The organism is Kineococcus glutinatus (assembly GCF_039542765.1).
In the GTDB taxonomy this organism is placed as follows: domain Bacteria; phylum Actinomycetota; class Actinomycetes; order Actinomycetales; family Kineococcaceae; genus Kineococcus_A; species Kineococcus_A glutinatus.
The window spans coordinates 1-11907 of the sequence record NZ_BAABIL010000307.1 but is presented as its reverse complement, the minus strand read 5'-3'; the positions used below and the strand labels follow the sequence as shown (position 1 = coordinate 11907).

Sequence of the window (11907 nt, the reverse complement as noted above, 5' to 3'; positions counted from 1 at the left end):
ACCTCCTCCTCGTCCTTCACGATGTAACAACCGCTGACGAGCACCTCACGCGTTCCCACGCACACCTCCCGGTTCGATCACGCCAGGGCATCAGGGCCGAAACGAGAGCTGCTCCCGGGACCATGGGGTCCCGGGAGCAGATCAGAGCGCCCGGTCGTAGTAGACGGGCGGCGGCGCAGCCGCCTCGAGCTTGGTCACCATCCGCCGCTGCGCCCGCAGCTGCGCCAGCGCCTCGGCCAGCCGCTCGCGGACGTCCAACTGCCGCTGCAGCAGCCGCCGGGCCCGGTCGGCGAACTCCATCGGCACCGGACCGGTCAAGCTGGGGGCCACCCAGTCCTCCAGCACGATGACCGGTGGCTCGCCGGGAGCGTTGCCGTGCAGGTGGGCCAGCAGCTCCTCGGCGGCGTCGACGTCCACCTCGACCGCCGCCAGCGCGTCGTTCCACGCGTCGCGCCAGCTCTGCTCCCCCTGGACCCGCAGCTGCCCGGAGCTCGTCGCCATCACCGCCCGGTGGTGGGGGTCGGGTTGGTGTTCAGCACCTCCAGCGCCGCCTGCCGCCACGCGTCGGCGAGGGGCTCGACCGTCTCGGTGCGGCAGAAGAGCACCCGCGCGGCGTCGGCGGTGACGTTGGCGGTGACGAGCTCCTGCAGCAGCCAGGTGTAGAGCGAGGACAGCCCCGGGCCGCCCTCCCACTTGTCCACGTCGAGGCTGGCGAGCAGCTCGCGGACGATGTCCTGGGCGTGCACGAGGTTGGTGTGCGCGGTACCGCGGTCGCCGGCGCCCAGGGCCTCCTCGGCGCGCTTGAGGTCCAGGACGAGGCGGTCGTACAGCATGACGACGAGCGCGGCCGGGCTGGCGGTCTCGAGGCTGTTCGAGAGGTAGCGGTTGGCCTTGGGCGTCCGGCCGTAGGTCATCGCGGTCATGCGGTCCTCCTGGCGAGTACGGGTACTGCTGCATCCATCGGCAGTTCGGCGGCCAGTCGTAGCGATCGGCGGTGGTCCCTGCGTGGAATCTACGCCAGCGACGAGCCCACCGGTGGCCCCGGAACGCGCACGGGGCCGGTCCCCCGCGGGTGCGGTGGACCGGCCCCGTGCGCCGCGCGCCTCAGCCGAGCGAGGCGAGCTGGCCGGACAGCCAGGTGGACTGGGTCTTCAGCTTGCTCAGCGAGGACTCCAGCGAGGCGTAGTACTTCTGGTAGTACGACTTCTTCGCAGCGAGCCGGGTGTCCCAGTCGCTGACGCGGTCCTGCAGGCCCTCGATCGAGGTCTGCTGCGAGGAGATCGCGGTGGTCAGCGTCCCCGTGAACGGCTTGGTCGCCTCCTTGACCACGGTCTGCAGGCGCTCCACGATGCCCTTGGCCGTCGACTTGGAGTCGACGGAGGTCGGCGAGACGAGCGTCTGCAGCGCGGTCGGGTCCTTGGCCAGCGCCGTGAGGAACTTCGTCTTGTCGAGGGTGAGCGTGCTGCCGTCCTTGCTGGACTCCAGACCGAAGGCGGCCGCGGAGCTGCCGTCGCCGAGCGCGCCGGCCATCACCTCCTTGACCTGCGAGCGCAGCGACCGCAGCAGGCCGTCGCCCCGCAGCGGCCCGCCACCGGTCACCTTGCCGTCGGTGCCCAGGGTGCCCGACTTGGTCTGGTTCTGGATCTCGGTGAGCACGGCGTTCGCGGCCGTCACGAGGGACTGCATGGCGGTGGCCACCGCCTCGGGGTCCCTGGTGGCCGAGACCGTCACGGGCTTGGAGCCGTCGTTCGGCGTGGTGGCGGCGACGTTGACCGTGACCCCGGGCATCAGGTCGGCGAAGGTGTTCGTCGCCGAGCTCACGGTGAGGTCCGACGCGTTGCCCTTGATCGTGATCTGGGCGTCCTGCGCGGTGGAGACGGTGGTGAACTTGGCGGCCAGGTTCGCGAAGGCACCGTCGGTGTTCGCGTCGTAGGTGCTGCCCGCTGCCTTGCCCGTCTTCGGGATGAAGTTGAAGTCGCCCTTGCCGGGGACGCCGGGCGCCGAGGACCCACCCGTCGTCGTGGAGGTGATCTGCAGGCGGTACTTGTCGTCGCCGACCCGGACGGCCACCGCGGTGATGCCGAGGTTGCTCGCCTTGTTGATCGCGCTGACGATGTCGTTGAGCGATCCCGTGCTGGGGCTCACCGTGCCGACGATCTTGCCGTCCTTGACGACGTCCAGCGGGAAGCCGAGGTCGAGGTCGGTGGCGGCGTTGGGGTCGGTGAGGGAGCGTCCCGCGGTGCTGGTGTCCACCACGGAGCGCCCGGCGGCGAGCTGGGCGACGTCGAACCTGACGGTGCCGGCGGGCGCGGTCGCCACGGCGGACACGGTCACCGCGTCGCTGGAGGCCTTCGTTGTGGTGGGAGACCACCCGGTGGCCTTGCCGAGGGCGTCGGCCGCCGTCTGCAGGGCCGCGAGCTTGGTGTTGACGGACTGCAGCGCCGTCACCTTCTGCTGGGCCGTCGTGATGTTGCTCTTCAGCCGCGTCTGTGGCGCGGCGTCCACCTGCAGGAGCGAGGTGATGATGCTGGTGGTGTCGAGGCCACTGGCGAGTCCGTCGACGGAGGCCATTTCTCCCCCTTCCCTTCCATGGGTGCTCGGGTCGGTACGTGGTCACATCCGTGCACGACCACATCGGTGCGCGGTCGGCACGCGGGGTGCGCGGGCGCGCGCGAGGGCGGGGACCACCGGGGTTCGTCGGTGGCCCCCGCCCTCGGATCGGCCGGCGTCGTCAGCCGACCCGCGTCGCCGCTCGTCAGCCGCGCAGGAGCGAGAGGACGTTCTGCGAGGCGGAGTTGGCCTGCGCGAGCATGCTCGTGCCGGCCTGCGAGAGGATCTGGCTGCGGCTGAACTTCGTCATCTCCGCAGCCATGTCGGTGTCCCTGATCGCGGACTGCGAGGCGCTCAGGTTCTCGATGGACACGTTGAGGTTGTTGATGACGTGCTGGAAGCGGTTCTGCATCGCGCCCAGCTTGCCGCGCTCGGCCGAGACCTTGGTGATCGCGTCGTTGATCGCGGTGATGGCCGCGGACGCGTCGGTCATGGTGGTGAGGCTGTTGGAGCTGATGTCCTTGCCGGCCACGTCCGACGCCTTGAGGGAGACGGCGTTGACGGTGATGACCTCACCGGCGTTGGCACCCACCTGGAACGTCGCCGGGCCGGTGCCGTTGAACATGCTCACGCCACCGAACTTCGTCTGCGAGCCGATCTCGGTGATCTGCGTGCGCAGCGCCTTGAACTCCTCGTTCGCGGCGGAGCGCGCCTCGGTGTCCGCCGTGACGTTGGACGCCTGGACGGCCAGGTCGCGCATGCGGGTCAGCATGTCGCTGACGGTGCTCAGGGCGCCGTCGGTGATCTGGACGAAGTTGACGCCGTCCTGGCTGTTGCGGGCGGCGGTGGTCAGACCACCGATCTGCGCGCGCAGCCCCTCGGAGACGACGAGGCCGGCCGCGTCGTCGGCGGCCTTGTTGATCCGCAGACCCGAGGACAGCTTCTCCAGCGAGGAGTTCAGGTCCAGGTCGGTGCGCTGCAGGTTGCGGTACGCGTTGGCGGCCGCGGTGTTGGTGTTGATGCGAAGACCCATGGTTCTCGTTCCTCCGTGACGTGGGGTCTGGCCGGCAGTCCGAGCGGCCCTTCCGTGGACCAGCCGATGTGGTGTTCATCGGCTCGCAGTGCCCGGACTTGAGCGGGTGCGCCTGTGGCGAACGGGTGGTGCTCCGGGGACGTGCACCGAGGGGGCACCAGCGCTCCCTCCCGCCACCGACCGGGTCGGTGGGCTCGTGCGCGTCCCGGGGCACCACGGATCGCCGCAGCGCGTTCCTGCCCTCCTAGTCAAGCACGGAGCGTTGCCCCTTGTCGCGCTCAGCGACCACCGAGGGCCTGATTCACCCGACCGGCTCAGGCGCTGCGGAAGATCCGGTTCGGCGTGCCGATCGCGCCGATGGCGGACATCGTCAGCCGGGCGCGGAAGTCCGCCTGGGCCCCCACCGCGGCGAAGTACGCCTCCTTGCGCTGCACCGCGGCGGCGGAGCCGCGCTGCGGGCCCACCAGCTCCGGCGACAGGTGCGTGTTCATGCCGTCGCGCAGCAGCACGAGCGCCTCGGCGCGCAGCTGGGAGATCCGCGACTCCGTCACGCCCAGCTCCGCGGCGAGCTCGGCCATCGGCCGCTCCTGCAGGAAGTAGCCCTCGACGACGGCGCGCAGCCGGTCGGGGAGCGCGGCGACGGCCGAGCGCAGGTAACCCAGCTGCTCGCGGTGCAGCAGCTCCGCCTCCGGACCGGGCGAGTGGGTCGGCAGGTGGTCGTCGAGGGACGCCCCGTCCGCGGTGAAGCCCTGCATGCTCAGCACGATGGAGCGCTGCGCCTCGTCGCGGGTCTCGTGCAGCTCGCGCGTGGTCACCCCGAGCGCCGCCGCCGTCTCCTCGGCCGCAGGACGCCGGCCGAGCTGGGCGGTGAGGGCGTCCTCGGTGTCCGCGAGCCGGCGGGTGCGGGCGCGCGCCCCCCGGGAGGCCCAGTCCTGCCCGCGCAGCTCGTCGAGCAGCGCGCCGCGGATGCGGGTGTTCGCGTAGCGGTTGAACGGCACGCCGGTCGCCGGGTCGTAGCCGCGCGAGGCCTGCACCAGCGCCACGAGGCCGGCCGAGGCCAGGTCGTCACGGCTCACGTGTGCGGGGAGCCTGCCGATGAACTCGGAGGTGATGTAGCCGACGAGCGGCAGGTGCTGCTCGACGAGAGCCGCGCGCTCGGCGTCCGTGAGCTGGACGGCCGGAGCGACGGGGGCGGTGGCGGCGGGAGCGTTCACGCCCTGTGTCTCGGCAGGACCCCCCGCCGACCTTGAGCACCCACCTGGCCCAGAGCCCGCTGCTCCCCGCGGGTGAGCGGTGGCGGGCGCTCAGCTCCCCGGGCCGGCTGCCGATGGGAGCGCGACGACACGCACGCAGCCTCGACGACAGGGAAGGACACGCATGGGACTCGCCGAGGTCTCCGGCATCCTCTGGAAGGAGCGGGAGCTGCTGGAGCTGCTCCTGTTCAAGCTGGAGGAGGAACAGCTCGTGCTCGCCAGCGGCCGCACCCGCTGGCTGGCGCACGCCACCCGCGAGGTGGAGTTCGTGCTCGAGCAGATCCGGACCACCGAGATCCTGCGCGCCGCCGAGGTCGACGCCGTCGCCGCCGAGCTCGGCCTGGGCACCGCCCCCAGCCTCAACGTCATGGCCGAGGCGTGCCCCGAGCCGTGGAACGAGCTGTTCCGCAGCCACCGCGAGGCGTTCCTGACGCTGACCACGGAGATCCAGAACCTCGCCGAAGCCAACCGCGACCTGCTGACCTCCGGCGCCCGCGCCGTGCGGGAGACGCTGCTGGGCCTCGACAAGACGCTCGACACGTACACCGCGCGAGGGCGCAACAAGCTCGCCAGCACCGGCGGCTCGCGCGCCCACTTCGTCGACGAAGCCCTCTGAGATCAGCCCCCGCACGAGACAGGACACGGACATGAGCACCTTCTCCGCCATCAACCTGAGCTCCCGCGCGCTGGCAGCCGCCCAGCGCGGCCTGGAGGTCTCCGGGCAGAACATCGCCAACGCCAACACCGAGGGCTACACCCGCCAGCGGGTGGAGCAGACCTCCAGCGTCGTCCCCTCCACCGGGCAGTGGTCCCAGCGGAACGTGACCGGCGACGGCGTGGAGATCACGGGCATCGCCCGGATCAACGACGCCCTCGCCGACGCCGCCGTGCGCTCCGACGCCGCCACCGCCGCCGAGCAGCAGGCCACCAGCCGGGTGTGGACGGACGTCGAGGCCAACCTCGGCGACCTCGGGACCTCGGGGCTGTCCGCGCAGCTGACCGACATGCACAAGGCGTGGGGCGACCTCGTCAGCGCCACCGACGACACCGCCACCGCCACCGCCCGCAGCACCGTCATCGCCCGCAGCCAGGCCGTCGCGAGCACCGTCAACAGCCTCGACGCGGACCTGCGCGCGCAGTGGAAGGGCCTGGTGGACCAGGCCGGCACCGTCGTCGAGGAGGCGAACACCGTCGCCACCCGCGTCGCCGGCCTCAACAAGAGCATCATGGAGGCCGCCTCGACCGGCGCCTCCGCCAACGAGCTGATCGACCAGCGCGACGCCGCCCTCACCCGGCTGGCGGAGCTGACCGGCGCCCGCGTCGTCAACCGCGACCACGGTGGCGTGGACGTCTACGTCGGCAACGCCGCGATCGTCACCGGCACCACCGCGCAGTCCCTCACCGTCACCACCACCCCGACGTTCGACGAGGCCAAGGCCGGCACCAAGTCGCTGACGTTCGCCGTCGACGGCGTCCCGGCCCTGCCGGTGGCGGGCACCCTCAAGGCCACCACGGACGCCGTCAACACCACGGTCCCGGGCATCTCCAAGGACCTCGACGCGATCGCCACGAAGATCGGCGCGCAGGTCAACGCCCTCTACAACCCCGGCGGCAGCGGTACCGACTTCTTCACCGTCCCCACCTCGGACGCCGCCGCCGGCCTGCGCGTGAACGCGGCCGTGACGCCGTCGAACTTCACCGACAGCACCGCCGGCACGGTGGACCGCTCGGTCGCCAGGGCGATCAGCGAGCTGCCCTCGGCCTCGACCAGCGCCTCGGCCGCGTGGCGGGGCACCGTGGTGGACATCGCCACCAAGGCGCAGGCCGCCGACGTCCGCGCCGAGCTCTCCGCCCAGGCGGCGGCCAGCTCCACCGCGGCGCGCGAGTCGATCTCCGGCGTGAACATCGACGAGGAGATGACCAGCCTCGTCGCCTACCAGCACGCCTACGCCGCGGCCGCCCGCGTCCTGACGACCATCGACCAGGCGCTGGACACCCTCATCAACCGCACCGGCCTCGTCGGCCGCTGATCGCGGTCCTGACCGACACCCCCCACCGCCGCACCCAGGAAGGGCCCCGCCGTGCTCAGCCGCATCAGCACCCGCACCACCGCCATGACGTCGCTGGCGAACCTGCAGACGAACCAGAGCCGCAACCAGCGGCTGCAGGAGCAGATCACCAGCGGCAAGTCCATCGCCAAGGGGTCGGACAACCCCGTCGCCGCGGGCGAGGCGCTGCGCACCCGCGCCGAGATCGCCGCCACCGAGCAGCACCTGCGCAACAACGCCGACGGCCGGACGTGGCTGACGGTGCAGGAGGGTGCGCTGGACGGCGCGCTGGACGGCCTGCAGACCGCCCGCTCCCGCGCGGTCCAGGCCGCCAGCACCGGCACGCTCGACGCGAGCGCCCGCAAGGGCATCGCCGCCGAGCTGCGCGCCATCCGGGACAACCTGCTGGGGGCCGCGAACACCGAGCACCTCGGCCGCCCGGTCTTCGCCGGCGCCAAGGCCGGCGTGAGCGAGGCCTACTCCGCCACCGGCGCCTACCAGGGCGACGGCAACGCGATCTCCCGCACGGTCGCCCCGGGCGTCGACGTGCAGGTCAACGTCCCCGGCTCCACCGCCTTCGGCTCGGGCACCACCGCGAGCGCCAACACGTTCGTGGCGCTCGACGAGCTCATCGCGGCCGTCGACGCGGGCGACGCCGGCGCGATCACCGCGGGCATCGGCACGATCGACGCGGGCCTGGACCGGGTGAAGGGCGCGCTGGCCACCATCGGCGCGCGCAGCAACCAGCTGACGGCGCTGCAGGACACGACGGAGGCGCGCGCCGTCCACCTGTCGGCGACGCTGGAGGACGTCGAGGGCGTCGACATGGCCAAGGCGATGGTCGAGTTCAGCCTGCAGAACACCTCCTACCAGGCCGCGCTGGCCGCGACCGCCAAGGTCATCCAGCCGACGCTGCTGGACTTCCTGGCCTGACGACGGCGGTTTCGCCCCCGTCGCACGCCTTCCCAGGGGGATTCATCACCCTCAGGCGCACCATCCACCACATCGGTCCCGAACGCCCCACCAGCCCCGCTGGTGGGGCGTTCGGCCATTCCCACAGCGCGACGGGGAGCTATACAGTCGCTACTGTCGGTGGCGGGCAGATCGCCCCGGAACCGGTGCGACCTCGGTCCCGGTGACGATCACGGAACCCGCCGGACACGACGGACAAGTTGCGCGGAAAGGAAACTCTGACGATGACTGTAGCGACCGACGCCGCTCCAAAGATCGAGTTCCTCACCCCCATCATGGGGCTCAACGACCACACGCGCTTCGAGCTGGCGCCGCTCGACGAAGAGGGCGTGCTGTTCTCGCTGCGGTCCACGGAGGACCCGAGCCTGCGGCTGATCCTCGCCGACCCCATGCCCTTCTACCCCGACTACTCCCCCGCGATCGACCCGGACATGGCCTCGGCGCTCGAGCTCAGCTCCGAGGCGGACGGCGCCGTCCTGGCCGTCGTCAACCCGGGTTCGGGCCTGTCCGACGCCACCATCAACCTGATGGCGCCGGTCGTGCTCAACCACCGGTCCCACCGCGCTGCGCAGGCGGTCCTCAGCACCAGCGACCTGCCGCTGCGGGCGCCGCTCATCCCGAAGGCCTGAGGCCGAGCAGCAGGAACCGGCCCGGGCCGGTCCCGGAACCGGGACCGGCCCGGCGCACGTCCGGCCCGCCCCTGGCGCGCACGCGGACGACCCCCGCACCGGCAGGGCCGCCCGTGCGGGCAGCGGAGGCTGCGCCTACGGTGCTGCCCACGGCGCACCGCGCGCCGGAGCCAGCACCCGGACGCACCGCTCCCGGAGGTCATCAGTGTCCCTGGAACGCCCCGTCGCCCCCGACCCGTACGAGCTGCTCCCCCGCGTCGCCGCGTTCGAGCTGCGCAGCGACGACGTCGCCGACGGCGAGCCGATGGACGCGGCGCACTCGGCCGAGGGCGGCAGCACCTCACCCCACCTGGCGTGGTCCGGGTTCCCCGAGGGCACCCGCTCGTTCGTCGTGAACTGCTTCGACCCCGACGCCCCCACCCCCGCCGGTTTCTGGCACTGGACGGTGCTCGGCATCCCTGCCGCGGTGACCAGCCTGCCCCGCGGCGCGGGCTCGCCCGAGGGCGCCGACCTGCCGCCCGGCGCGGTGCAGCTGCGCCACGACATGGGCGCCCCGGGCTTCACCGGTGCCGCGCCCCCGGAGGGCGACCGCGCCCACCGCTACATCTTCGCCGTCCACGCCCTCGACGTGGACTCCCTCGGGCTCGACGCCTCCGCCACCCCCACGGCGGCGGCGTTCACGATGCTGACCCACACCCTGGCCCGCGCGGTGCTGCGCCCGACGTTCCAGCGGTGAGCGCACCGGCCGACCTCGCGGCGGCCGCCGCCGTCTGCGGCGACCTCGTGCTCGTCCCCGCGCTGCAGCGCACCGACCTGCTGGCCGCCCCCGTGGCCGCCGCCCTGCCCGGCTGGGCCGGGGCGGCGGCCGCCGCCGTCACCGAGATCGACGCCGCCGTCGCCGACACCGCCGCCCTCGTGGCGGCGCACGGGGTGGCGGCGGAGGCGTCGGCCAACTGCGTCGTCGTGGCCGGCAAGCGGGACGGGCAGGAACGCACCGCCGCCTGTGTGGTGCTGGCCACCACCCGCGCCGACGTCAACGGCGCGGTCAAGCGGCTCCTCGACGTGCGCAAGGCCTCGTTCCTGCCCGTGGAGCGGGCGGTGGCCGAGACGGGCATGGAGTTCGGCGGCATCACCCCCCTCGGGCTGCCCACCGGCTGGCGGGTGCTCGTCGACGCCGCCGTCGCGCGGGCCGGCTACGTGGTGATCGGCAGCGGGGTGCGCCGCTCCAAGCTCGTCGTGCGGGGCGCAGACCTCGCGGCGCTGCCCGGCGCGCAGGTCGTGCCCGGTCTCGGGCTGCCCGCCTGAGGGTCCGGTCCGGCCGGCCCGGCTGAGGGCTCAGCCCGGGCCGGCCGGCCGAGGGCCCAGCGCCCACATCGCCACCGCGCTCGCGGCGGCGACGTTGAGGCTGTCCACCCCCGCCGCCATCGGGATGCGCACCACCACGTCCGCAGCGGCCACCGCACGCCGGCTCAGCCCGTCCCCCTCGGTGCCCAGCAGCAACGCCACCCGGTCGGGGGCCTCGAACTCACCCAGCGGCACCGCGTCATCGGCCAGCGCCAGGGCCACGACCGTGAAACCGCTGCGGCGCAACAGCTCCAGGTCGCCGGGCCAGGACGCGGCGCGCGCCCACGGCAGCTGCAGCGCCGCGCCCATGCTCACCCGCACGCTGCGCCGGTACAGCGGGTCCGCGCAGCGGGGGCTGACGAGCACACCGTCGGCGCCCAGGGCCGCGGCCGAGCGGAAGACCGCCCCGACGTTGGTGTGGTCCACGACGTCCTCCAGCACCACGAGGCGGCTGGCCCCGGGCAGCAGGTCCGCGGTGGCACGCGGCCGCGGCCGGTGCACCGACGCCAGCGCCCCGCGGTGCAGGTCCACCCCCGTCAGCCGCTCGAACGCCGCGGCGGGCGCCACGAAGACGGGCACGTCGGGGTCGAGCACGTCGGCGAGCTCGGCGGCACGCTGCTCGCTGAGCAGGAACGAGCGCGGGACGTGCCCGGTGGCCAGCGCCCGGCGGATGACCTCCACCCCCTCGGCGAGGAACAGCCCCTCGGCCGGCTCCCGGCGGGCGCGCAGCTGCACGTCCTTCAGGCGCAGGTAGTCGCGCAGCCAGGGGCGGTGCTCGGCGGGCAGGGCGAGCAGGTCCCGGTCGGCGGGGTCGAGGCCCGCCAGGTCCGGCAGGGGCAGCAGCGGCACCCCGGGACGGTACCGGGCCTCAGGGGGCTGCCGCCCCCGCCCGGTGCTCGCGCGGGCTCACCCCGCGCACCCGGGTGAACGCCGCCGACAGGGCGAACCCGCTGCCGTAGCCCACCCGCCGCGCCACCTGCTCCAGGGTGCTGCCGGGCTCGCGCAGCAGGTCCGCCGCGAGGCCGAGGCGCCAGCCGGTGAGGAACGCCATGGGCGGCTCGCCCACCAGCTCGGCGAACCGGCGGGCCAGCGCCGCGCGGGACACCCCCACCTCCCCCGCCAGCTCCGCCACCGTCCAGCGCCGCGCCGGCTCGGCCTGCAGCAGCCGCAGCGCCGGGCCCACCACCGGGTCGCCGTGCGCGCGGTACCAGCCGGGCGCGTTGCCGTCACGGGCGAACCAGGCGCGCAGCACCGCGACGAGCAGCACGTCCACCAGCCGGTCCAGCACCGCCTCCTGCCCCGGGGCGTCCCGGGTCGCCTCCGCGGCCAGGTAGCGCACCAGGGGGCCGTCCAGCTCCCCGGCGGGCACGGTGAGGCGCGCGGGCAGGGCGCGCAGCAGCCCGCGGCCCACCTCCGAGCCCACCTGGTAGGTGCCGGTCAGCAGCACGGTGCTGCCCTCGGGGCTGTTGCCCCAGGTGCGCACGTCCCACAGGGACATGCCGGGCGCCTCGCCACCGTCGACGCCGCGGCAGCGCTGGTCCTCCCCGATCACCACCTGCGGCCGGGTGCCGGGCGCGTCGGCCACCGTGTACGGCTCGGGCCCGCGCAGCACCGCCGCGTCACCCGGCCCCAGCGGCAGCGGCCCGGCGTCGTCGGGCACCAGCCAGGCGCTGCCGCGGACCACGACGACGACGGTGAGCGGCGCCCGGTCGGCCACGCGCAGCGCCCACGGCGGGTCGAGCTGGGAGCGCAGCACGAACGCACCGCGCGCCCGGGGCCCGTCCAGCAGGCCGGCCAGAGCGTCCACCCCACCACCGTAGACGCTCGCGCATGCACCAGCGAGCACCGACCATGGATCGTCTCGGGCCCGGCATCCAGGATCGGGGCATGACCCGGACCACGAGCACCACCACGCTTCCCGCGGCGCTCCCCGCCGCACCCGCCACCACCGTCGCCGTCGTCGGCGGCACCGGCAAGACCGGCCGCCGCGTGGTCGCCGGCCTGCGCGCCCGGGGCGTGCAGGCCCGCGCCGCCTCCCGCGCCGGCCGGCCGCCCTTCGACTGGGACGACCCGGCCGG

The 11907-nt window shown here is 73.7% G+C and carries 13 protein-coding genes and 1 pseudogene; 7 read left to right on the top strand and 7 right to left on the bottom strand.

Annotated elements, in window-relative coordinates; all coding sequences use genetic code 11:
- Positions 1-141 precede the first annotated feature (141 nt).
- The 5 genes from ABEB16_RS12000 to ABEB16_RS11980 all read right to left on the bottom strand — a co-directional run bounded on the left by ABEB16_RS12000 (position 142) and on the right by ABEB16_RS11980 (position 4797).
- Positions 142-504, bottom strand: coding sequence for a hypothetical protein (locus ABEB16_RS12000; RefSeq protein WP_345712482.1), 363 nt, complete (start codon positions 502-504; stop codon positions 142-144).
- The gene (gene fliS / locus ABEB16_RS11995; RefSeq protein ID WP_345712481.1) at positions 501-923 is read right to left on the bottom strand and encodes a flagellar export chaperone FliS; all 423 of its coding nucleotides are present in this window, start codon (positions 921-923) and stop codon (positions 501-503) included. The genes ABEB16_RS12000 and fliS overlap by 4 nt, the downstream gene beginning before the upstream one ends.
- A gap of 181 nt (positions 924-1104) precedes the next feature.
- Positions 1105-2571 (bottom strand): flagellar filament capping protein FliD, encoded by a 1467-nt coding sequence (fliD, locus tag ABEB16_RS11990; protein ID WP_345712480.1) that lies wholly within the window; start codon positions 2569-2571, stop codon positions 1105-1107.
- Between the two features lie 184 nt (positions 2572-2755).
- Positions 2756-3583, bottom strand: coding sequence for a flagellin N-terminal helical domain-containing protein (locus ABEB16_RS11985; RefSeq protein ID WP_345712479.1), 828 nt, complete (start codon positions 3581-3583; stop codon positions 2756-2758).
- A 314-nt stretch (positions 3584-3897) separates the two neighbouring features.
- Positions 3898-4797: a sigma-70 family RNA polymerase sigma factor gene (locus ABEB16_RS11980; RefSeq protein ID WP_345712478.1), complete on the bottom strand. Its 900-nt coding sequence runs from the start codon at positions 4795-4797 to the stop codon at positions 3898-3900.
- Between the two features lie 163 nt (positions 4798-4960).
- On the opposite strand from ABEB16_RS11980, the gene flgN reads away from it, so the two are divergent.
- The 6 genes from flgN to ABEB16_RS11950 all read left to right on the top strand — a co-directional run bounded on the left by flgN (position 4961) and on the right by ABEB16_RS11950 (position 9790).
- On the top strand, positions 4961-5452 hold the full coding sequence (gene flgN / locus ABEB16_RS11975; RefSeq protein ID WP_345712477.1) for a flagellar export chaperone FlgN: 492 nt from the start codon (positions 4961-4963) through the stop codon (positions 5450-5452).
- 31 nt (positions 5453-5483) lie between these two features.
- The gene (flgK, locus tag ABEB16_RS11970) at positions 5484-6866 is read left to right on the top strand and encodes a flagellar hook-associated protein FlgK (protein WP_345712476.1); all 1383 of its coding nucleotides are present in this window, start codon (positions 5484-5486) and stop codon (positions 6864-6866) included.
- A 51-nt stretch (positions 6867-6917) separates the two neighbouring features.
- Positions 6918-7817 carry a flagellar hook-associated protein FlgL gene (flgL, locus tag ABEB16_RS11965; protein ID WP_345712475.1) on the top strand — a complete coding sequence of 300 codons (900 nt, stop codon included), beginning with the start codon at positions 6918-6920 and terminating at the stop codon, positions 7815-7817.
- A 263-nt stretch (positions 7818-8080) separates the two neighbouring features.
- Positions 8081-8485, top strand: coding sequence for a flagellar assembly protein FliW (locus ABEB16_RS11960; protein ID WP_345712474.1), 405 nt, complete (start codon positions 8081-8083; stop codon positions 8483-8485).
- Between the two features lie 205 nt (positions 8486-8690).
- Positions 8691-9221, top strand: a complete 531-nt coding sequence (locus ABEB16_RS11955) for a YbhB/YbcL family Raf kinase inhibitor-like protein (RefSeq protein ID WP_345712473.1) — start codon at positions 8691-8693, stop codon at positions 9219-9221.
- A complete protein-coding gene (locus ABEB16_RS11950) occupies positions 9218-9790 on the top strand; it encodes a YbaK/EbsC family protein (RefSeq protein ID WP_345712472.1) in 573 nt (190 codons plus the stop codon). Before ABEB16_RS11955 ends, ABEB16_RS11950 begins: the two co-directional genes overlap by 4 nt.
- Positions 9791-9820: 30 nt before the next feature.
- On the opposite strand, the gene ABEB16_RS11945 is transcribed toward ABEB16_RS11950, so the two are convergent.
- Entirely contained in the window at positions 9821-10624 is an 804-nt protein-coding gene (locus ABEB16_RS11945; protein ID WP_345712483.1) for a TrmH family RNA methyltransferase, read from the bottom strand.
- Between the two features lie 73 nt (positions 10625-10697).
- Entirely contained in the window at positions 10698-11636 is a 939-nt protein-coding gene (locus ABEB16_RS11940) for an AraC family transcriptional regulator (RefSeq protein WP_345712471.1), read from the bottom strand.
- Positions 11637-11716: 80 nt separating this feature from the next.
- On the opposite strand from ABEB16_RS11940, the pseudogene ABEB16_RS11935 reads away from it, so the two are divergent.
- A pseudogene (locus ABEB16_RS11935) lies at positions 11717-11907 on the top strand (NmrA family transcriptional regulator); the annotation flags it as partial.

What these genes read in the sequence shown, in the direction of transcription:
- flgN (WP_345712477.1), top strand. Translation starts at nt 4,961, where the DNA reads ATGGGACTCGCCGAGGTCTCCGGCATCCTCTGGAAGGAGCGGGAGCTG.
- ABEB16_RS11985 (WP_345712479.1), bottom strand. Translation starts at nt 3,583, where the DNA reads ATGGGTCTTCGCATCAACACCAACACCGCGGCCGCCAACGCGTACCGC.
- fliD (WP_345712480.1), bottom strand. Translation starts at nt 2,571, where the DNA reads ATGGCCTCCGTCGACGGACTCGCCAGTGGCCTCGACACCACCAGCATC.
- flgK (WP_345712476.1), top strand. Translation starts at nt 5,484, where the DNA reads ATGAGCACCTTCTCCGCCATCAACCTGAGCTCCCGCGCGCTGGCAGCC.
- ABEB16_RS11960 (WP_345712474.1), top strand. Translation starts at nt 8,081, where the DNA reads ATGACTGTAGCGACCGACGCCGCTCCAAAGATCGAGTTCCTCACCCCC.
- fliS (WP_345712481.1), bottom strand. Translation starts at nt 923, where the DNA reads ATGACCGCGATGACCTACGGCCGGACGCCCAAGGCCAACCGCTACCTC.